Source organism: Nonomuraea sp. NPDC005650, from assembly GCF_040605375.1.
Taxonomy (GTDB): Bacteria; Actinomycetota; Actinomycetes; order Streptosporangiales; family Streptosporangiaceae; genus Nonomuraea.
The window spans coordinates 119,096-139,522 of sequence record NZ_JBEXCR010000022.1; the positions used below are offsets into that span (position 1 = coordinate 119,096).

20 protein-coding genes, 1 pseudogene and 1 riboswitch are annotated in these 20,427 nt (G+C 70.3%); of the genes and pseudogenes, 7 read left to right on the forward strand and 14 right to left on the reverse strand.

Annotated features, from left to right (window positions below):
- Nucleotides 1-76: 76 nt before the first annotated feature.
- From pheA to ABZS69_RS34820, 3 genes are all read right to left on the reverse strand, one after another.
- A complete protein-coding gene (gene pheA, locus ABZS69_RS34810; protein ID WP_355379631.1) occupies nt 77-1,000 on the reverse strand; it encodes a prephenate dehydratase in 924 nt (307 codons plus the stop codon).
- 61 nt (nt 1,001-1,061) lie between these two features.
- A complete protein-coding gene (locus tag ABZS69_RS34815) occupies nt 1,062-1,481 on the reverse strand; it encodes a DUF4446 family protein (protein WP_355379632.1) in 420 nt (139 codons plus the stop codon).
- A 22-nt stretch (nt 1,482-1,503) separates the two neighbouring features.
- Nucleotides 1,504-2,694, reverse strand: a complete 1,191-nt coding sequence (locus ABZS69_RS34820; protein ID WP_355379633.1) for a glycosyltransferase 87 family protein — start codon at nt 2,692-2,694, stop codon at nt 1,504-1,506.
- Nucleotides 2,695-3,585: 891 nt separating this feature from the next.
- Here ABZS69_RS34820 and ABZS69_RS34825 point away from each other — a divergent pair.
- Nucleotides 3,586-6,012, forward strand: a complete 2,427-nt coding sequence (locus ABZS69_RS34825) for a hypothetical protein (RefSeq protein ID WP_355379634.1) — start codon at nt 3,586-3,588, stop codon at nt 6,010-6,012.
- A gap of 27 nt (nt 6,013-6,039) precedes the next feature.
- A pseudogene (locus ABZS69_RS34830) lies at nt 6,040-6,270 on the forward strand (hypothetical protein); the annotation flags it as partial.
- A 27-nt stretch (nt 6,271-6,297) separates the two neighbouring features.
- Here ABZS69_RS34830 and mptB read toward each other — a convergent pair.
- The 3 genes from mptB to ABZS69_RS34845 form a co-directional block, all read right to left on the reverse strand.
- Nucleotides 6,298-8,580, reverse strand: coding sequence for a polyprenol phosphomannose-dependent alpha 1,6 mannosyltransferase MptB (gene mptB / locus ABZS69_RS34835; RefSeq protein ID WP_355379635.1), 2,283 nt, complete (start codon nt 8,578-8,580; stop codon nt 6,298-6,300).
- A 24-nt stretch (nt 8,581-8,604) separates the two neighbouring features.
- Entirely contained in the window at nt 8,605-9,339 is a 735-nt protein-coding gene (locus ABZS69_RS34840) for a glycosyltransferase (RefSeq protein ID WP_355379636.1), read from the reverse strand.
- A gap of 691 nt (nt 9,340-10,030) precedes the next feature.
- Nucleotides 10,031-10,378: an STAS domain-containing protein gene (locus tag ABZS69_RS34845; protein WP_185069723.1), complete on the reverse strand. Its 348-nt coding sequence runs from the start codon at nt 10,376-10,378 to the stop codon at nt 10,031-10,033.
- A 118-nt stretch (nt 10,379-10,496) separates the two neighbouring features.
- Here ABZS69_RS34845 and ABZS69_RS34850 point away from each other — a divergent pair, with 118 nt between their 5' ends.
- The gene (locus ABZS69_RS34850) at nt 10,497-10,976 is read left to right on the forward strand and encodes a hypothetical protein (RefSeq protein WP_355379637.1); all 480 of its coding nucleotides are present in this window, start codon (nt 10,497-10,499) and stop codon (nt 10,974-10,976) included.
- 246 nt (nt 10,977-11,222) lie between these two features.
- Here ABZS69_RS34850 and ABZS69_RS34855 read toward each other — a convergent pair whose 3' ends face one another.
- Both ABZS69_RS34855 and ABZS69_RS34860 read right to left on the reverse strand, forming a co-directional pair.
- Nucleotides 11,223-12,326, reverse strand: a complete 1,104-nt coding sequence (locus ABZS69_RS34855) for a HAMP domain-containing sensor histidine kinase (protein ID WP_355379638.1) — start codon at nt 12,324-12,326, stop codon at nt 11,223-11,225.
- On the reverse strand, nt 12,326-13,024 hold the full coding sequence (locus ABZS69_RS34860) for a response regulator transcription factor (protein WP_355379640.1): 699 nt from the start codon (nt 13,022-13,024) through the stop codon (nt 12,326-12,328). Before ABZS69_RS34860 ends, ABZS69_RS34855 begins: the two co-directional genes overlap by 1 nt.
- 94 nt (nt 13,025-13,118) lie before the next feature.
- Between ABZS69_RS34860 and ABZS69_RS34865 the strand changes: the two genes are divergently transcribed.
- The 3 genes from ABZS69_RS34865 to yidC all read left to right on the forward strand — a co-directional run bounded on the left by ABZS69_RS34865 (nt 13,119) and on the right by yidC (nt 14,208).
- Nucleotides 13,119-13,292, forward strand: a complete 174-nt coding sequence (locus ABZS69_RS34865; protein WP_355379641.1) for a hypothetical protein — start codon at nt 13,119-13,121, stop codon at nt 13,290-13,292.
- The gene (locus ABZS69_RS34870) at nt 13,289-13,489 is read left to right on the forward strand and encodes a DUF6412 domain-containing protein (protein ID WP_355379642.1); all 201 of its coding nucleotides are present in this window, start codon (nt 13,289-13,291) and stop codon (nt 13,487-13,489) included. The genes ABZS69_RS34865 and ABZS69_RS34870 overlap by 4 nt, the downstream gene beginning before the upstream one ends.
- A gap of 77 nt (nt 13,490-13,566) precedes the next feature.
- A complete protein-coding gene (gene yidC, locus ABZS69_RS34875; protein ID WP_355379643.1) occupies nt 13,567-14,208 on the forward strand; it encodes a membrane protein insertase YidC in 642 nt (213 codons plus the stop codon).
- Here the strand turns inward: yidC and ABZS69_RS34880 are convergent.
- Nucleotides 14,192-14,623: an ATP-binding protein gene (locus tag ABZS69_RS34880; RefSeq protein ID WP_355379644.1), complete on the reverse strand. Its 432-nt coding sequence runs from the start codon at nt 14,621-14,623 to the stop codon at nt 14,192-14,194. The genes yidC and ABZS69_RS34880 overlap by 17 nt on opposite strands.
- Before the next feature lie 177 nt (nt 14,624-14,800).
- A complete protein-coding gene (locus tag ABZS69_RS34885; RefSeq protein ID WP_355379645.1) occupies nt 14,801-16,651 on the reverse strand; it encodes a PAS domain-containing sensor histidine kinase in 1,851 nt (616 codons plus the stop codon).
- 95 nt (nt 16,652-16,746) lie between these two features.
- Between ABZS69_RS34885 and ABZS69_RS34890 the strand changes: the two genes are divergently transcribed.
- Nucleotides 16,747-17,328, forward strand: coding sequence for a methylated-DNA--[protein]-cysteine S-methyltransferase (locus tag ABZS69_RS34890; protein WP_355379646.1), 582 nt, complete (start codon nt 16,747-16,749; stop codon nt 17,326-17,328).
- Here ABZS69_RS34890 and ABZS69_RS34895 read toward each other — a convergent pair.
- From ABZS69_RS34895 to ABZS69_RS34910, 4 genes are all read right to left on the reverse strand, one after another.
- Nucleotides 17,285-18,616: a cytosine permease gene (locus ABZS69_RS34895; protein ID WP_355379647.1), complete on the reverse strand. Its 1,332-nt coding sequence runs from the start codon at nt 18,614-18,616 to the stop codon at nt 17,285-17,287. The genes ABZS69_RS34890 and ABZS69_RS34895 overlap by 44 nt on opposite strands.
- Nucleotides 18,606-18,723, reverse strand: a riboswitch (TPP riboswitch). It overlaps the preceding gene by 11 nt.
- A 64-nt stretch (nt 18,724-18,787) precedes the next feature.
- Nucleotides 18,788-19,111, reverse strand: a complete 324-nt coding sequence (locus ABZS69_RS34900; protein ID WP_355379648.1) for a rhodanese-like domain-containing protein — start codon at nt 19,109-19,111, stop codon at nt 18,788-18,790.
- Nucleotides 19,108-19,521, reverse strand: a complete 414-nt coding sequence (locus tag ABZS69_RS34905; protein ID WP_355379649.1) for a helix-turn-helix domain-containing protein — start codon at nt 19,519-19,521, stop codon at nt 19,108-19,110. The genes ABZS69_RS34900 and ABZS69_RS34905 overlap by 4 nt, the downstream gene beginning before the upstream one ends.
- A complete protein-coding gene (locus ABZS69_RS34910; protein WP_355379650.1) occupies nt 19,518-20,396 on the reverse strand; it encodes a DNA-formamidopyrimidine glycosylase family protein in 879 nt (292 codons plus the stop codon). The genes ABZS69_RS34905 and ABZS69_RS34910 overlap by 4 nt, the downstream gene beginning before the upstream one ends.
- Nucleotides 20,397-20,427 lie beyond the last annotated feature (31 nt).

Here is a 20,427-nt window from a genome sequence, read left to right on the forward strand (position 1 = left end):
AGCCAAAGGCTACCGGCGCGCGGCAGCAGCCCGCCCCCGTATTACCGCGTACACGCGGACACGATCGGCCGTCGCCTCAGACCTGGCCCGCCCGGACGCGTGCGAGCCAGTCGCCCGCCTCGGCGAACTCGGAGTCGGAGGTGCCCCGCTTGATCTGCGGCGCGATCCCGTCGGCGCGCGGGTAGCTGCCCAGGAACCGCACCTCGCCGCAGACGCGGTGGAGCCCGGAGATGGCCTCCCCGACCCGCGCGTCGGCCACGTGCCCCTCGAAGTCGAAGTGGAAGAAATAGCGCCCGATGCCGTCACCGGTCGGCCGCGACTCGATGCGCGTCAGGTTGACCCCGCGCACCGAGAACTCCGTCAGCATCTCCAGCAGCGCGCCCGGGTGGTCGTCGGCGAGGAAGACCACCAGCGTGGTGCGGTCGGAGCCGGTCGGCTCGGGCAGCGGGCCGCCGGGGCGGCTCACCCGTACGAACCTGGTCACCGTGTCGGACCTGTCGCCGATGTCGGTGGCCAGCTCCACCAGCCCGTAGTGCTCGCCGGCGATGCGGGCGGCGATGGCGGCGTCGTACGGCGAGCCGGGCAGCGAGACCTCCTGGGCCGCCGCCGCGGTCGACGGCGCGGCCACCACGACGGCGTCGGGCAGCTCACGTGCGATGAAGGCGCGGCACTGGGTGATGGCCGCGGGATGCGTGTAGACCCGCTTGATGTGGGGGATCTCGGTGCCGGGCCGGGCCAGCAGCGAGAACTGCACCGGCAGCAGCAGCTCGGCCGTGATCAGCAGCGGCTCGCCCCACGCGAACTCGTCGAGCGTCGTGGTGATCGCGCCCTCGATGGAGTTTTCGAGCGGCACGACGGCGCCGTCGGCCTCGCCGCTGCGGGCGGCGTTGAGCGCGGCGGGCACGGTGGCGCAGGGCAGGCGCTCGGCCGTCGGGTCGAGGAGCCGCAGGGCCTCTTCGGTGAAGGTGCCTTCCGGTCCGAGATAGGCGAGTCTGGGCATGCATCCAGAGTATCCGCAGGTGGACGCCACCGCGCCCCTTTCGCCCAGGGACGCGCCCGCGCTACAGCGGTCCCGAGGCCCGGGAGAGGATCATCGGCCCGAGCCCGAGCCTGGCCGCGCGCACCGCCTCCTCCTCTTCTGGCGACAGCGGCTCGCGCCCTTTCCCGCCCACCACGGGCCGCACGTACGTACGGGTCTCGCTGCGCCCGTTGATCGAGGTCAGCACGATGCCGTCGCCCAGCCCGTTGATCATCGCCACCGAGAACGACAGCCTTCCCGTCATCTCGGAGAGCGCGTCGTACCGGCAGACGGCCACGTCCCTGATGGCCCTGAGATCGCCCATGCCCTCGCTGGTCTGGCGGGAGAGCATCCGCTGGCAGTCCTCCACCGCCGCCCTGGCCTGGCGGAGCGACAGATACCCGATGAATACGCCGCTGACCCCGGCGACGACACCCACGACGACCCATGTGGTAACGAGCACGGCACAGAGGGTAATGGTTCCGTCATGCGATCTGACGCCGTTTCGGCAACCAGGCCACCAACAACCACACGAGCACCAGCGCCCCCAGCCCGTACCCGTTCTGGACGATCTTCCCCAGCACCGGGCTGACCCCCGGGATTTCGGCCGCCTTCAACGAGACGCCCCACCAGGGGATCGGCACCACGTAATAGAGCCACACCCCCGCCGCCACCCGCAGCCTGACCGGATCGCGCCCGTCGCCCACGATCGCGCCGAGCACCACGACCACCCAGGCGAGGTGGTGGATCCAGGCGACGGGCGAGAGCAGCACGGCCATCAGCCCGACGAGGGCGACCGCGGTGAGCTGGTCGTTGGCTTTGTACGCGTCCCGCGCGCCGCGGAACCCGTACCACGCCACCACGGCCACGATCACCAGCCAGATCGCGGACGTCGCCGTCTCGGGCAGGTAGAGCCGGATCAGCATGCCGCGGATCGACTGGTTCGTGGTGGCCGCGTTCGCGCCGAGGCGGTTGGGGTCGAGCAGCGCCGAGAACCAGAACTGGAACGCGTCCCGCGGGATCACCGCGAACGGCAGCAGCGTGAGCACCGCCGTCGTGAACGCCGCCATGAAGAACGTCCGCCACTGCCGCGTGATGAGCAGATAGATCAGGAAGACGCCCGGTGTGAGCTTCACGGCCGTGGCCAGCCCGATCAGGAACCCCCGCGGCCACCATGGCCGCTTGACCACGCAGTCGGCCAGGCACAACGCCACCAGCAGGATGTCCACCTGCCCGAACCGCACCTGGTCCCTGATCGGCATCAGATACACGCAGGCCACCATGAGCGCCGCGAACGCCCAGGGCACGTACTTCCTGAGCGCCTGCCTGAACGACAGCCACACCGTCACGGCCAGCGCCGCGAATATCCCGGCCGTCCACACCCACTGGGCCGTCCCCCACGACATCTCGGCCAGCGCCACGGCCAGCATCGCCGCGACGGGCGGGTACGTGAACGGCAACAGCTGCGGGGCGGGTGTGAAATAGTCGTACACCGGCCGGCCCTCGAGCAGCATCTGGCCCCCGGTACGGTAAACGTCCAGGTCAACCAGCCGTTGGTCGTCCGGATTGGTGAGCCACATGACCACCAGGGGCGCCGCGGCCGCCGCGACCACGAGCACCACGACCGCCCACGCCCACCACTGCCGCCGTACCACCCGCACCTCGCCACTTGTCACGATGTGGCACGTTACCGTGGCTGTTGTTGATCGAGGGCAAACAATGGGGGTCCGTACATGCCGAACGCCACGCCCACCCGGGACGGCGCCCACCACGTACCCCCCACCCCTCCACCACCACCTCACCCCACCGCCCCACCACTTCCCGCACCCCCCACCACCACGCCGTCAGCCCAGCACCCCACCACGCTGACACCGGAGCCCACCACCACGCGGAGACCCGAACCCACCACCGCACCGACGCCCGAGCCCGCCACCGTGCTGGCACCCGAACCCGCCCCAACCGCGCCGATGCCGAAGCTCGCCTCCACCACTCCGACGCCAATGCACACCACGACCACCCACGCCGCAGCCGCCCTCACGCCAGCGCACGCCCCGACCACCGCGCTGACGCCAGCCCTCGGCCCGCCCCGCGCCCCCCGCACCTTCGGCACACTTGCCTTCGGTCCGACCTTCGGCCCACGCCGCGCCCTCGGCACGCTTGCCTTCAGCCCGCGCCGCACCCTCGGCACTCCTCGCGCCCTCGGCACGCTTACGGTCGGACCGCGCCGTGCCCCCCGCGCCCACGGCTCACTTGCCTTCAATCCGACCCTCGGTCCGCGCCGCGCCGTCCGCGCCCTCGGCACGCTTGCCCCCAGCCCGCCCCGCACCCTTGGCACGCTTGCCCTCGGGCCGCGCCGCGCCTCCCGTACCGTCCGCGCCCTCGGCACGCTTGCCCTCAGCCTGACCCTCGGCTTGGCCGCCGCAGCGTGCCTCCCCCCGCCCCCGGCCGCCGCCGCGACGCCGCCGGGCAACCCCGGCCCGCTCGCCAGAGCAGCCGGAGGACCCTCGACCACTGCGCTATGGCAGCCCACCCAAGGGATCGGTCAGGGCCATGTAGCCCTCATCGGCGTGCCCGGCCTCGAGTGGAGCGACCTCCACCCCTCCCGCACCCCCAACCTGTGGGCACTCATCAGCCAGGGAGCCTCCGCCTCCCTCTCCACGCGAGCCGTCCCACCCCCCGATCGCGGCATCACCTGCCCCACAACGGGTTGGCTGACCATCTCAGCAGGCCAACGAGCCGGCACGGCGGGCAAGGGTTGCCTCCAACCCCCCACCCCCCAGCTCACCGGGAAAACAGCCAAGATCCCGAACTGGCCCGCCCTGGCCGCGTACCAGTCCGAAACCGGGTTCGACGCCCAGCTCGGCACCCTGGGCCAGCTGGTGACGGACAACGGCGGCAAGGTCGCCGCCATAGGCCCAGGCGCCGCACTCGCCGGAGCCGACAGGTCCGGAAATATCGCCAAATACGCCCCCACTCTCGACGCCGCCGGCGACCTGACCCCGTACAACCTGATCATCATGGAGGCCGCCGACCTGGCCACCGCCTGGACCGGGCAGCCCCTGGACGAGTACGGCGTCCCCGCCTCCCTGCCGACCGCGGCCCGCCAGGCAGCCGCCACCAGGGCGGACCAGCAGATCGGCGCCCTGATCGCCAAACTGCCCCCCAACACCACCACCCTCGTGGCAGGCATCTCGGACGTGTCCACGATCGCCCACCTCCACGTGGCGATCGCCAAGGGCCCGTCACCGAGCGGCCGGCCGTACGACCACGGCTACCTCACGGCCACCTCCACTCGCCAGGACGCCCTGGTCACGATCACCGACCTCACCGCCACCGCCATTCAACTCCTGGGCCTCCCCGCCCCACGCCAGGTGGTCGGCCGCCCCTGGCAACCCAACGGCCCAACCGCCGCCACCCCGGCCGAGACGGTGGCTGAACTGGCGGACGGCGATCTGGCCAGCCAGGTGCTCCGGGAGGTACGCGGCCCGTTCTTCGCCGTACTCGTGACGGTCCAGCTCCTCTTCTACGCCTTCGCCGCCCTGGCCCTCCGCCGCCGCCGCTCCACCCCATCCCCCCGCCCCACCGCCGACCACCCCCAAACCCCCTCACATCACGGCACCAAGCCCTCCCCTCTCACCACAAACCGCACCACCCCATCCGTGACCGCAACCCTCAACACCCCCGAAGACACCACCCCACCCACCACCAACCCCCTCAAAACCGCCGAAGAAGCCGCGGAAGGTGCCATCACGCCCCCCGCCACCGACACCGCGAACACCACCAAAGACCGCACCCCACCCACCACCGGCGCCCCCGAACTCCCCGAACACACCACCGCCCCCACTTCCCCGGGCACAGAGCCCCCCTCCGCCAAGCTCCCGCCAGCCGAGCCCTCGTCCACCGAGCCCTCGTCCACCGAGCAAGAAGGCACGTCACCCCTCGGCGACGCCCCGGCCGGTGATTTCGCGAGCGCCTCCAAGCTCCTCAAAGCCGTCCAGATCGTCGCGGTGATCAGCGGGGCCATCCCCGTCTCCACCTTCCTGGCCCAGCTGGTGCCCTGGTGGACCTTGCCCGTGCCGATGCTGTCGGTGATCGTGACGATCGTGGCCATCGCCGGGCTGATCACCGCCCTGGCCTTCGCCGGTCCGTGGCGAGCTCACGTGCTGGGCCCGCTCACCGTGGTCGCCGCCGTCACCTCCCTCGCACTCCTCATCGACGTCATGACCGGCTCCAAGCTCCAGGTGAACGCGGTAACCGGCTACGAGCCCGTCACCGGGGGCCGCTTCTACGGCTTCAGCAACATCGCCTTCGCCGTCTACGCCACCGGCACCATCCTCGGACTCGCGGGCGTGGCCCAGTGGTTGCTCGGCAGGGGTGTCTCCAGGGTCGTGGTCGTGGCGATGTGCGCCTTGTACGGGGGACTCGCGGTCTTCGCGGACGGGTGGCCTTCGTGGGGAGCGGACTTCGGCGGTGTGCCGGCGTTCGTGATCGGCCTGGCGGTCTTCCTCATTCTGCTTTCCGGCAAACGCGTATCGGTGCTGAGGCTCCTGCTCGTCGGCCTGGTGGGGGCCGTATTCGTGGGCGCCCTCTCGGTGTTCGACTGGCTGCGCCCCGACGCCCAGCGCACCCACCTGGGCAACTTCGTCCAGCAGATCATCGACGGCCAGGCGTGGACCGTCGTCGGCCGCAAGTTCAGCGCCATGATCGGCGTAACCGTCGGGAACTGGTCACTGACCCTCCTCTCGCTGGTCGCGCTGGCCTTCTTGTTCCTGGTGCTCGACCGCCCCTCGCGTTGGGGCGCCTCCGCGCTCGGCCAGGCCTACCGCCTGACCCCCGCCCTCCGATCCGGCCTCTTCGGCGCCCTCACCTGCGCCTTCGTCGGCTTCCTCATGAACGACTCCGGCATCGCCATCCCCGCCATGGCCCTGACGGTGGCCGTTCCGCTGACTCTGGCCGCCTGCGTCCGCGCCCTCCAACTCACCACCCCCAGCTGACACCAACGACCCCCTCAGCACCGCGCCGTCTTCCCCAACCTCGAAGCCTTGCTGCGCCTGGGCGGCGCGGTCCTGGTCGAAGCCCACGACGAATGGCAGGTCACCGACCGCCACTACCTGTCCGAAAGCTCCATGGCCCTGCTCACCCCACCCGACACCGACCAGCAGGAGGTGAGCGCACGCCGAACTGACGACGGGCATAGTCAAGCCAGCAGAGCCTCACGCGAGAGCCGGGCTACACCACTCCGCGGGGCATGACCAAGCCCGCCTGGCCGACGCCGACGATCAGCGTTCGCCCTGTAATTCGCCATGCCGAGCCGGTGTCGATAGCAGGCGTTCGCGTCTGGCCGTTCGCCACGCCCATACGACCAATGCCACCGTCAGGGCCAGCAGCACCCACGCAAGCTGCGGCCGGACCACTGTTCTGAGCCATTCGAGGTCTTCTGGCTGCCCGTTCACTCTGGCCGGGAGGTAGGCCAGCGACAGGACCAGCAGGTGGGCGACCACGAACCCGTCCACTGCGGAGGCCGCCACCAGCGCCAGCAATCCGAGGGCCAGGCCGTCGTACCAGGGCAGGATGTACGGCGTTGCGAACAGGTAGGCGACCACCAGCCCGGCCGCCACGACCGGCGCCTCGAGCCCGCCGTTGCCGTGTGACGCCGTCCAGCGACTCGCCCAGCGTCCTGCGCCGCTGCTCGTCCCACTTGCCAGGTCGTTGTCCGTTCCGCGTCCTACGCCGTTGCTCGTCTCACTTCCCGAGTCGTTGGTCGTTCCGCGTTCTGGGTCGTTAGTCGACTGGCTTGTTGCTCGATCGCTCACACTGCTCGACGGTGCGGGGCTCGTTGCGGCGGTTGTGGGGTGGCCAGGTCCGTTCGGTGGGATAGGGGTTGCCTCGTTGGCTGGTGGGGAGGCGGGGCGGCGGGAGCGGGAGGCTAGGCGGAGTAGGGCCCAGGCGATGAGGGCGAGCACCAGGATTGAGCCGATCTGGATCTCTCCTCGGTAAGCGCTGCCGGTGCCCACGATGGACTGGAGCCAGCCCTGGACGAGCTTCCAGAACGAGGCGTGGGAGATCGACTTGCTGGTACGCGTCATCGGGGCGATGGCTTCAGGGCCGACGATCGCGTACCCGATGACCACTACGGCGAGTGCGCAGGCCGCCATGAGGGCCAGGCGGGCGGGGCGGCGGCGCAGCTCCCAGGCGGGACCGAGGGCGACCAGGCCGGAGTTGACCTTGATCGCCACTCCCAGCCCGAGCAGGACGCCGGAGCCTGTGGGACGGCTTCTGGCCAGGAGGGCGGCGACCATGCAGGCGATGGCGAGGGTGTCCACGTGCATTCCTGCCACCAGTTGGTAGAGCAGCAGGGGGTTGGCCGTCCACAGGAGTGCGGCGCGCAGGCGTCTGGCCGGGTCGTCTCTGGTGAAACGGTCGATGAGCAGGGCCGTCACTATGAACGCGGCGGCGTTGAACAGGGCCAGCACGAATATCGTCAGGCGGAGCGAGTCGCCGCCGATCCAGCTCGCCACCGCTTGCACGGCCGTGGCCACCGGGCCGTACACGCTCGGCTCCTCGCGCCATGGGTCCTCGACCGCGTCCGCGATGGGGTCGCCCGGCAGGTCGACCGCGCCGTGGGTGTACGGGCTGAGGCCCAGCGTGACCATGCGGCCGTAGGCGGCGTAGTTGAGGTGGTCTCCGGAGCCGGACGGTGGAAGGAACGCCAGGATCGCGGCGGCCGCACATCCGATCAGGACGAGGAGGCGGGCGCTCGGCAGTGGCCGGCGCCTGCTGCTCGGCGCAGCTGTTGGCGACCCATTCGTCTTCGGCGGCCGTGCTGAACCATCTGCCCGTGCCGCATCTGCCTGTGCCGCATCTGCCCGTGCCGCGCCTGTATCCGTCTCCGTTGTAGCCGCCCGTGTTGCATCCGCCCCCGGCAGTCCCGGCCGTTGCGCATCTGCCCCCAGCGCTCCCGGCCGTGGCACGTCCGTGGGTGCCCGATCTCCCCCTTGCGCATCTGACCGCGTTTCGTCGGGCTGTGGGGACGGGGTGTCCGCCGAGCTGGTGGGGGGTGGGGCCTGGGGGGTGGCTGTGGGTGGGTGGGGGTGCTTTGGGGGGCGGGTCAGGGCGAGGGCGGTCAGGAGGCCCAGGCCGCCGAGGATGATCGCGGCGGCGGCGAGGGCGATCACCAGGTATGGGTTGGGGTGGACGTCGAGAGAGTACGGCGGCTGCCAGCTCGGGCCGGTCAGCGCAGGCACCATGGGCGATGGGCCGAGGAGGCCTATGGTGATCGTCAGCAGGATCGAGGCGCCGATCGCCGCCGTGGCCAGCCCGGCGAGCCGACCCCGTGCCTTTTCGTGCCGCTTCTCCGAAGTCACCGGGAAATTCCAGCACACTCGTGGGGTGGCTTCGGCCGGGCGGGAGGTTCCTGTGGATAACGGGATCGGGCTGGGGGTTCTGTGGACGGGGCGGCGAACGGGTGGGGCGCGGGTCCGGCCTGCCGACGCGAGGCGGGCCCGGGGGACGCGTCGCCGGCCTCGGCCGCTGCCCTCGGGTGAGGAGGGAAGCGGCCTCATGGCCGTTGCCAGGTGTGGAGATGGTCAGCGGTTGGGGCGGATTTTATGGAGGTTTTGGGCGATAAGCGGCTCTCTCGTGGCGAGGGCGAGCGCCACGTCCCGGAGTTGTATCGCTCGATGGAGCTGGGCCCGCCAGTCCGTGCCCGTGGCGCGGTGGGCCATGTCGACCTCGACCTCAACGATCCGGTACCCCTTGTGGAGCAGGTCGATCGTCAGCGCCGTCTCCACCCCGAACCCATGCGCCAGCGGACGGGCCGCCTCGAAGGCCGCTCTGGTGATGCAGCGCTGACCGTTGAGCGGTTGGGCCGGGTTGAAGCCGGTGGCCCGGCGGATGCCTTCCTTCGACAGGCGTACGACCAGGCCGTGTCCGCCCAGCTTGACCCTGGTCGTGAAGACCGCGATGGTCATGTCGGCCTTGCCCGCGCGTACGGGCTCGATGAGGGGTGCGGCGGCGTGAGCCGTCTCGCCCAGGTCGGCGTCGAGGAAGAGCAGGTGGCGGGGGTTGGCGTCCTCGTCGAGAAGACGGACGGCCTCCGCTCCGGTCTCCATCGCGGCGGCCTTGCCCCTGTTGCGGCTGTGGCGCACCACCCTGGCGCCGGCCGCGCGTGCCACCCTGCCGGTCTGGTCCCTCGAACCGTCGTCCACGACCACGACCAGGTCGACGCCGGGCAGGGCCGCGGCGGCCTTGACGGTGGCCGCGATGCGGTCGGCTTCGTTGGCGGCCGGGATGATGACCGCTGTGTCGCCGCTGCTGCTCACCGAGCGTCACCTCCGCACACGACGCTTTCGATTCTCCTAGGTCGAGTCGGTCGAGCACCGGGATCGGCGTCGGGACCGTGGCCCGGGACTCGACTCAGGTCGTTATTGCCACCGTAGCCGACGCTCCGGTCATGAGCGGCGGTACCGCCCCGCCCGTCATCAGGCGGTCGAGGCGGCTGCGATGTGCCGCGCGGGGCCGCATGCATCACGATCTCGTGCTGCGTCGCGGGCACGACCTCACGCATCTCCTTCCTGTGAAGGGAGGCGTTCGGTGACCGATGCTGCGTCGTGGCCAGAGGCTGGAGGGTTGCCGTCCTCCGCGTCTCCTGCGCGGGCCGGGGTGCTGCCGAGCCCCATGCCCTGTGCGCGGGCCTGAGCGTTGCCGCCCTGGCCGTAGCCATCCTGGCCGTCCCGTGTTCCGGCCGCAGCGCCGCCGTCCTGCATGTCGCATGCGCCGGTCGCGGCGCTGCGGGCGCGCAGGACGTCTCGGCAGGTCGCGGTGCCGGCGTACTGCGCAAGGCATTGTCAGAGCACAGCGCCGACGTCCCGCGTGACGCGTCCTCAGGGCGCGGTGCGGGTGGCCGGTGTGGTGCATGCGCGAGTAGCGGCGCCGCTGTGCAGCGGGCCGCCCCTGCGGCCGGGGTCGAGGTGACCCCGTTCAGTACGTCCCCGGATCCGAGCACGGATCCCGTCATGACCCCTCGGTTATGAGGAACTCCTGCGGCACCTCGTCGTACACGGTGAACACCGAGTCGAGCCCGGTGACCTGCAGGATCTTGCGGACGGCGGGACGTGGAGCGGCCACGTCGAGCGCCCCTCCCTGCTCCTTCATCCGCTTGAGCGCTGAGAGCAGCACGTTCATCCCCGTGGAGTCGCAGAAATCCACGGCGGACATGTCGATGACCACTCGGCTGGGCCCCTCCTGCAGCAGCCGAGTGAACTCGGACTGCAGGTGAGGTGCCGTATAGAGGTCGATTTCTCCGGTGATGGCAACGAGTGCGCACCCGGCATGTGATCGAGTCGAGACCTTGAGCTCCACATGGGCAGGCTAGCGGCGCGAAGGCTTCCGGTCACGTTGTCACGCCGATAGGGCAACCACAGGTTTTTGTCCTCCGTTTGGGCTCCATGGAAACGGAGAGTACGCGAAGCTTGACAGCGTGACACCGGACACAGCACGGCTTCATGGTGAAGGAGGGGCTGGGGCACGACAGACGGGTCCCGCGACGATGAAAGCAGAGAAACCTGAAGACCCTCAGCGTCAAGGGCTCCGGGAGCGCCTGGAGAGCATCCTGATCCGCACGGAGAAGGCCACGTCATGGCATGAAGAAGCAGAACGCCTCCGCAGCCTGGTGAACCGCGAAGGCTATGTCCCCATCCGCACCAGGCTCGCGATCGAGGACCTCGACTTTCTGGGCGGTGCCCGCGCTGATCTGCTCAGGTTCCTGGAGCTCGGGCTGAGGTTGCTCGATCTTCACCAGCCGAGGGACGCGGGGGGCATCACCAGCGACGCCGCCCATCCGATCCTGCGGTGCCGGAGCTGCATGTGGCGCTGGCCGTGCCCGACATTTCGCGCGATGTCGGAGTCGTTCGGCGGCTCAAGGGACACGACGGAGCCGGGACTCCCCGAAAGCGCCTGAGCGGCACGCCACCGCCACACCCGCCACATCCAACAGGAGCGTCCGAGCCGCCGTACCAAGAACGAGCCCCGTACCAAGAGCGAGCCCCGTACCAAGAGCGAGCCGCCGTACGAAAACGAGCCGCCTGCCAAGAGCGAGCCGCCGTGCCAAGAACGAGCCCGGTATCAAGAGCGAGCGCCGTACCGAGAACGAGCCGGTACCAAGAGCGAGCGCCGTACCAGGCTCGAGCGCCGCCGCCGGGAGCGGTCAGCTGCCGACCAGGGGAAGCCGGATCTCGAACCGGCACCCCGGCCCGTCGTTGACCACCCCGATCACCCCGTCGTGCGCCTCCACGATGCCTTGCGCGATGGCCAGCCCGAGGCCGGCCCCGCCGTCGGCGGTGGGGGTGCGAGCGGCCTCCCCCCGGAAGGCGACCTCGAACACCCGGGGCAGGTCCTCCTCGGGAATCCCGCCACAACAGTCCGCGACCGACAGGCAGGCCATCCCCTCCTCGTCCACCCCGGCCCGCAGCATCACGGTCCGGTCCGACGGCGTATGCCGGATGGCGTTGACCACGAGGTTCCGCAGGGCCCGCCCCAACGCCCCCGCGTCGGCCTCCACCGGCAGGGACGCCGCCGCCTCCGCCGTGAGGAGCACCCCCTTGGCCCTGGCGAGCGGCTCGGCGCCGGCCACGGTGTCGGCCACGAGGTCCGCCAGCCCGATGCGCGAACGCGACAGCCGCAGCGCCCCCGCGTGGATCCGCGACAGCTCGAACAGGTCGTCCACCATCGCCGAGAGCCGCTCCACCTCCAGCTTGATCTGCCCGTGGTAGCGCGCGACCGTCGCCGGATCCGACACCACCCCGTCCTCCAGGGCCTCGACCATGGCCCGCATCCCGGCCAGCGGCGTACGGAGATCGTGGCTCACCCAGGCGACGAGCTCCCGCCGCGCCCCTTCGAGGGCCCGCTCCCGCGCGTACGCCTCCTCCAGGGTGTTCGCGATGGTCTGGAGCTCGGCCGGCAGCCCCCGCGGCGCGGTGAACGGCACGGCGCGTACGGCGTCCACCAGCCGCCTGCTCTCCGCGACCACCCGTCTGGCCAGCACGAACGCCACCCCGAGCCCCACCAGCCCGCCCACGGCCACCACGCTCAGCACGAAGTCCTTGACGGCCCCCTCGATGATCATCTTCATGATGATCGCCACGACCCCGGCCAGCGTGGCCGCCACGGCGACCACCACGACCACGGCCATCATCACCCCGATGGACCTGGTACGCAGCCGCCACATCACCCCGATGCCCAGCAGCGCGACCACGAGCCCGAGCCCGGCCGCCACCGCCACGACCATGGGCAGATCACCGGGCTGCGGCATCAGGAACCGCCCTCCATCGGCTCGTACCGGTATCCGACCCCCCACACCGTGACGATCCTCCGCGGCTCGGTCGGATCGGGCTCGATCTTCTCCCGCAGCCGCCTGACGTGCACGGTCACGGTGGACGAGTCGCCGAACGACCACCCCCACACCTGGTTCAGCAGCGCGGAGCGGCTGAAGGCCTGCCGCGGATTGCGCATGAGGTGGGCCAGCAGATCGAACTCCCGCGCCGTCAGCATCACCTCGTCCCCCCGCAGCCGGGCCTCGTGAGCCCCCACGTCCACCACCAGATCCCCGTCGCGCAGCACCCCGGTGCCGCCGGTGACGGACGCCCCCCGCGCCCGCCGCAGCACCGACTGCACGCGCAGCGCGAGCTCGCGCGGGCTGAACGGCTTGGTCACGTAGTCGTCGGCCCCCGTCTCCAGCCCGACCACCCGGTCGATCTCCTCGCCGAGCGCGGTCAGCATGATCACCGGTACGGGCCAGCGCTCCCTGAGCTTCCTGCACACCTGCAGCCCGTCGATCTTGGGCAGCATCAGGTCCAGCACCATGAGGTCGGGCGGGTTGGCCAGCGCCCTGCGCAGCGCCTCCGCCCCGTCGCCGACGCATTCGACCTCGTGACCGTCGCGCTCCAGATAGCGCGCGACGACCTCGGAAACGGTCGGATCATCATCGACGACCAGGATGCGCGTGTTCACGTCTTCACGGTACGACCGAGTGACGCCTGAGCGTCATGTACGTCATTGCTTCGTAAGCCTCGCGGATCACCCCCGGAGGACGTACGGTGGCTCCATGGGTAGAGTCGTGATGCTCGTGCTGGGGACCCTGCTGGGTCTCTTCGTGCTGTTCAATTTCCTGCTGCCGATGCTGGCCGGCCTGATCAAGATTGCTCTGGTCATCGGGGTGATCGCTCTGCTCGTGTTCGTCGCGGTCGCCGTGGTGGGCAAGTCCTCCCGATCGCATTGACGTTCTTCCTGTTCGACCCGTGGCTGGTCGGGATCACCATGGTGGCGATCCTGCTGCTGGCCACGTGGGCGGCCACGTTGCTGCCCATCCTCAGTGGGGAGCCGCCGAGCTTTCCGCTGAGTTACGCGCGCCGCATGGCCTTCCAGCGGCAGCGCGACCCGGACGCGGCCGGACGCTCGCGCCCAAGAGCCCCCTAGAGACGCCCCGCTTCACCGTCAAGCGGGGCTCCTCGCATGAGTGAGCCCTTTTCCCCGTCTCACTCCAAGTAGGGCTCATGATCGATTCTCTTGTCACGTTCGTCATCGGCATGTCCGGGGGCAGCGCCGCGCTCGGCATCGTCCTGTTCACCCTGGCCGTACGACTCCTGCTGCTGCCCCTGAACGTACGCCAGTCGCGCACCATGAAGATCCGCGAGCGACTCGCCCCCAAGCTGCGCGAGCTGCAGAAGCGGCACGCGCGCAACCCCGAGCGCCTGGCCAAGGAGGCCTCCGCGCTCTACGCCGGGGAAGGCAGCTCGCCGTTCGCCGGGATCCTGCCGATGCTGGCCCAGTTCCCGTTCATGTGGCTGATGTTCCGGGTGGCCACGCATCCGACCGCGCTGGCCGGGCAGACCCTTTTCGGCGCCCCGCTGGGCCAGCAGGTGGCCGGAGTTGTGGCCAATTTCGGTCTGGTCAGTGCGCCGGTTTTGGTCTTTGTTGTGATCATTGCGCTGGTCGCGGTGGTGGCGTGGTTCTCCGCCAAGAACATCAAGGTGACCGAGGACCAGCCGGACTGGCTGAAGAGGGTCCTCCCGTGGATGCCGTACGGCTCCGTGCTGGCCGCGCTGGTGCTGCCGCTCGCGGCCGGGCTCTACCTGCTCGTGTCCATGGCGTGGGCCACGACCGAGCGGGCGGTGCTGGCTAGCCGGCCTCTCTGAGGGCTGTGACCTGCCCGTTCAGCGACGCACGAGGAGCGGGCAGGATGGCCCACACCGTGGTCGTGTCACCGTCGTGCCGGACCCCCCAGCTCTCCGCCACGTACTCCACGATGCCGAGCCCCCGGCCCCCGAGCGACGACAGGGTCGGGCGGCCCGCCCGCGGCTCGGTCGCCGCGCCCCCGTCGCTCACCGCCACCTCGATGTGATCGTCACTCCGCAGCCACGCCACTCTCACCATCCCCGACGGAAGCGGGTGCGCGTGCCTCAGCGCGTTGCTCAGCAGCTCGCTCACCACGAGCACCGCGTCGTCGATCGCGGCCGTGAAAACCCCGCTGTCCTGCAGCTCAGTGCTCAGGCGCTGGCGGGCAACGGCGACGCTGGACGGCGCGTACGGCAGCAGCACCACGCTTGACACACCCACCTCCCCGTTCCCTGTGCCCCCCGCGGGAACACTCCCCGGTACGACCGAAATGCCCCGTTACTCGATCCCAGAAACCGCATCTCGATCACAGCTTGTACACATTGGACGATAGATCAGCTCAACTGTGACCACCTCGTTACCGCCTCGGTGTGTCGGATCCGATAGGGGAAACTAAGCCCGAAAAGCGCCTCGCAGTTCGAGACGCATCCGCGTGCCGCCTCCGGGTCTCGGATGGGCGCTCACGTCTCCGCCTTGTGCTCTGGCGAGGCTGCGGACTATGTAGAGTCCGAGCCCCACTCCACCAAACCGTCTCCGGTCGCCGCTGTCTACCTGAACAAACCTCTCAAAGATCCGCTCCCGGTCAGTCGGGGCGATACCCAACCCCTCATCGTCGACGACCACGACGACGACGTCGTCGGCCTCGGACCACGCCTCCACGCTGATCAACCCGCCCTTGGGCGAGTACTTGAACGCGTTCTCCAGCAACTGCCCCAGCACGATCTCCGTGGCCAGCGCGTCCCCCAGCACGTTCGGCAGCCCGTCCGGGATGACCACCTCGACCCGGTGCTTGTCCGACAGCGCGGGCAGCCCGAGCGTGGCCGTGTCGATCCGCTCGGCCAGGTCGAACTCCTCGATCCGCACCTTCAGCTCGTCAGCCCCCGCCCTGGCCCCGAGCAGCAGGTGGTCCATGAGCTCGCCCAGCGACCTGGAGCGCTCGGCGATCGTGTGCACGGCCGAGCGGCGTTCGGGGTCGCTCATCTTGTCCCAGCGCCTGTCCAGCGTGCTGGCGAACCCGCGCACGATCGTGATCGGCGTGCGCAGCTCATGGCTGGTCGTGGCCAGGAACAGGTCCTTGGCCTCCTCCAGCTCCTTGGCCGTGGTCACGTCGCGGAAGTCGATGACCACCTCGCCGGTCTCGTCGATCTGCGCGCTCACGACGTCCAGCCACCGCCCGTTCTCCATCTGGAACGTGACCTTCTCGCCCGGCTTGGGCAGGGGGAACGGCGGCGGCCCGCCGATGACCGCCTCGGCCGGGAACGCGGTGAGCTCGGCGGCGGCCGGGTTCCAGCGGACGACCCGCCCCGATCCGTCGAGCACGGCGATGCCGTCGGCGCTGGCGTCGAAGACGGCCTGCTCGTGCGCCCGCTGCCGCACCGCCTCCTGGTAGGCCACCGCGTTGCCGACGGCGATGCCCGCGTGGCCGGCCAGCAGCTCCAGCAGCTCCAGTTCGAGGTGTCCCGGTGTGCTCTGGGCGAACAGCGCGTACAGGGCCCCGTACGGGCGCCCGCCGACGGCCGCCAGGCCCAGCGCGATCGTGTGCAGCCCGTTCAGCCGGGCCCACACCAGGTCCTCCAGCCCGTTCGACTCCAGCATGACGGTCTTGCCGGTGCGTAAGAGCTTGTCGACGAGGCTCGTGCGCAGGTCGCTGGTGGTGCCCCTGATGGCCGCCGGCAACTGGTACGTGCTGACCAGCCGCAACCGCTCGCCCTCGATCAGCACGAACCCGCCCGCGTCCGCCCCGGTGAGCTCCGTGAGGCTGGCCGAGATCCGGTCGAGCACGGCCGACAGCTCCAGCTCGGAGTTGATGTCGCCGACCACGTCGGTGAGCCGGCGCACCAGCCTGGCCCGCCGCGCCATGCGGTCCCTGGCCACCGCGTCGGCCCGCGCGAGGTGGTGCACGCAGACGTACCCGGCCACGGAGCTGCCCAGGCGCAGCGCGCTGATGTCCACGCGCACGTCGAGCAGGGTCCCGTCGCCGCGTAAACGTTTGGTGCGGACCGAGACCTGGCCGCCGGTGCGCACGCGTTCGAGCACGGCGTTGTGCTCGGCGGTCAGCTCGCTCGGCACGATCGGCGCCCGGCGCCCGAGCATCTCCTCCGCCGTCCACCCGAACAGCCGCTCGGCCGCCTCGTTCCAGACCAGTACGCTCTGATCCCGGTCGACGACCACGACGGCGTTGGGCGAACCGGCGAGGGCAGCACGAGCGATCTCGTCGTCACTACCGGCCCATTCGTCCCCCACTCCTCCATAGTGCACGTGGCGTGGTGAGTGCGTCGGGCGATCCGTCCGATACGCTGCGGGCACGGTGATTCTCGGCGGGTGGGGAGGGTGGTGGCATGTCGAGCGGCGATATCGATGCCCTGTTGCGCGTGACCTCCAGCACCTATCGAGGTGAGACGCATCCTGACATCGCGTTCGGCACCTATGACGGGGCCGTCGGCAGGCTGGTGCTCGCGGTGACCGGCAAGGGTGTCGCGGCGTGCAGCTTCGAGCCGGAAAACGCCGTGTTCGAGCTGGTCACGAGGCATGTGGGCTCGTTCATCGGGCCGGACCCGCGCCGGCTCGACCCGGTGCGCAGAGAGTTGGACGCCTACTTCTCCGGCCGCCTGCGCGCGTTCAGCACGCCCGTCGACCTCGCGCTGGCGACGTCTTTCGCCCGTACGGTGCTGCAGAAGACGATCGCGGTCCCCTACGGCACCACCACGACGCTGGAGGCGATCGGCGCGAGCATCGGCCGGCCGCGCGCGCTGCGGGCGATCGGCAACGCGCTGGCCTCCAACCCGGTGTGCGTGATCGTGCCGTGCCACCGGGTGGTGCGCGAGGACGGCGCGCTCGGCGACTACGCGGGCGGCGCGACGGCCAAGCAGCACCTGCTCAACGTCGAAAAGCGCGCGTCGACCAGCCGATCAGCAGGGTGACCAGCGCGGCGACGATGGCCGCACCGAGCGCCCCGTTCATCCACGGCTGCCGGGTGAAGCCGATGGCCTCGCGGGCCGACTGCCAGAAGGCCCCCCACGCCGTGTCCGGGGGCGTGGCGGTCGCCAGCCAGTACGCCACGAAGCCGAGGGCCCACGGCACCAGCCTCGACCAGCGTGAGGGCGCGTCCTCCGCGGTGTTCCAGCCGCGCGAGCCGCCCAGCACGAAGTAGTCCACGGCCAGCACCGCGAACATCGGCACGAAGATCGCCCCGATCACGCCCAGGAACGCCCCGTAGGAGTTGACGTCCACGACCAGGGCGATCGCGACGCTCAGCACGCCGATGGCGACGGAGAAGACGCGCCGGTCCACCCGCGGCATCAGGTTCTGCAGCGAGACCGTGGTGGAGTAGACGTTGGCGAACGACTGGTCCGTCTCGCGCAGCACCAGGATCGCGAAGAACAGCGCGCCCAGCGGCACCGCCACGAACGGGCCGAACACCGACGTCGGATCGGCCGCCACGTTGTCCGCCCCCGCCAGGGCCACCGCGAACACGCCCAGGCCCAGGCAGGCCACCTGGGCCAGCGTGTAGCCGCCGACCACGCCGGTGAACGCGGCCCTGCTCGACCTGGAGTGCCGGGCGAAGTCGGCCGCCATCGGCACCCACGACACCGACAGCGCGATCACGTAGTCCACGGCCGGGGCGAACGCCGTCCAGGACCCGCCGGTGTGCGCGGGCGCGCTGGTCAGGAAGTGCCAGGCGAACCACACCATCGACACGACCACGCCGATGGTGACGTACCGCCGCAGCAGCCTGATGGACCCGAGCGGCCAGATCGTGAGCGCCGTGGTCAGCACCCCCGCCGCGACCACCCACACCTGGTACGGCACGGCGCCGAAGATCGCGCTGGCCGCCTTGGCGATCACCCACAGCTCGAACGCGGCCCAGCCGAGCATCTGGACGATGTTCAGCACCGTGGGGACGTACGAGATCTTTGCCCCGAACAGGCCCCGCAGCAGCACCATCGCGGGCTGCCCCGTCTGGGTGCCGGGCACGGCGGACAGGCCCACCATGGCGGTGCCGATCAGGCTGCCGACCACGGTCGCCAGGAGCGCGGCGGCCAGGCTGAGGGGAGCGTTGCCCAAGGGGTTGAGCAGGAGGGACGCCCCGGAGAAGCCCAGGAGGCTGACTCCGAGGTTCGCCCAGAGCGCGCCCTGGTCGAGCACGCCCAGGGTCTTCGGCGGCCTGCCTTCAAGAGTCAGCGGAACTTCGTCGACGACATGCGTCATCGCGCACTCCCTACGCCGGCATTACCCGGACAGGTTCAGGCGGTCGGCAGCGGATCTATGGCTGCCCTCTCAGCCCGGCGAAACCCCGAGCTCCCGCGACAATCTGCAGTTGGCGCCCTCATCATGCCTTAGTGGCGGCGAAACCGCCACAGTGGGGCCTTCACCAAGGTTTCACGCCACGAACGGCTGCTGCCCGGTCTCGCTGACCATCGGAAGGCGCGCGAACTCCCACGACTGCATGCCGCCGCCGACGTTGACGGCGTCGCGCCCGAGCTGGTTGAGCCAGGCCGCGACCTGCAGGGACCGGCCGCCCACCCGGCAGACGACGTAGACCGTGCGGTCGCCGGGCACCTCCTCGACCCGCCCTTGAATCTGCGTCATGGGGATGTGCACGGCCTCAGGGGCGTGCCCCGCGACCCATTCGTCCTGCTCACGGACGTCGAGCAGGTAAGCGTCTGCGGGAACGGCACTGGCCTCGATCTCAGGAACGGTCATGACTCCATCATCTCGCGCCTGGCGTCGTAGGCCGCACGCGCCTCGGCGATCTCCTCCTGGTGCGCCTCCGTCCAGGTGACCAGCGACTTGATGGTCTCGTGCAGCGTGCGGCCGAGCGGCGTGAGCGCGTAGTCCACCCTGGGCGGCACGACGGGGTGGACCGTGCGGCTGACGAGGCCGTCGCGTTCGAGCTGGCGCAGGGTCACGCTGAGCATGCGCTGGCTGACGCCGTCGATCTCGCGGCGGAGCTGGGTGAAGCGCAGGCTCTGGCAGTCGAGCAGGGCGATCACGAGCAGCGACCACTTGTCCGCGATGCGGTCGAGGATCTGGCGCACCTCGCAGTCCTCGCGGGTGTCCCACTGCCGCACGTCGTAGTCGTCGAGCGGGTCCAAAGGGCCCTCGCAGTTCATTTGAGAAGGCGGGACAGGCGGCGGTCGGCGAGGGGCTTGCCGCCGGTCTGGCAGGTGGGGCAGTACTGCAGCGAGGAGTCCGCGAAGGACACCTCCCGGATCGTGTCGCCGCAGACGTCGCACGGCTGCCCGGCGCGGTTGTGGACCCGCAGTCCCGACTTCTTCTCCGCCTTGAGGTCCTTGGCCGCCAGCCCGTGCGCCCGCTCCACGGCCTCCCCCAGGGTGGTGACGATGGCCTCGTGCAGGTCGGCGATCTGCGCGTCCGTCAGCGTGGCCGCGATCTTGAACGGGGACATCTTCGCCGCGTGGAGCACCTCGTCCGAGTACGCGTTGCCGATGCCGGCGATGATCTTCTGGTCGCGCAGCAGCCCCTTGATCTGGGTGCGGCTGCCGCCCAGGATGCCTTTGAGCGCGTCGACGGTGAAGGACTCGTCGAGGGGGTCGGGGCCGAGGGCGGCGACGCCGGGGATCTCGTCCGGATTTTTCGTGACATAGGCGGCCAGGCGCTTCTGCGTCCCCGCCTCCGTCAGCTCGAACCCGGGCGCCAGTCCCTCCTCGTCGGGCGCCAGCCGGACGCGTACGGCGAGCGGGCCCTTGCCCGGTCGCACGGGCTTGGCCCCCGACAGGTCGTCGCGCCAGCGCAGCCACCCCGCGCGGGCCAGGTGGATGACCAGGTGGAGGCCGTCGCAGTCGAGGTCGAGGAACTTTCCGTGCCTCGCCACGCCGGTGATGGTCAGCCCGCCGAGCGCGGTCACGGGCGGGTCGAACGTCTTGAGCGCCTGGATGGCCACCACGTCGACCCCCAGCACCGTGCGGCCCACGGCCCGCTCGCGCAGGAAGTGGGTGAGCGACTCCACTTCGGGTAGTTCCGGCATGCCACCAGGGTACGTGCGCGCCCCGACCATC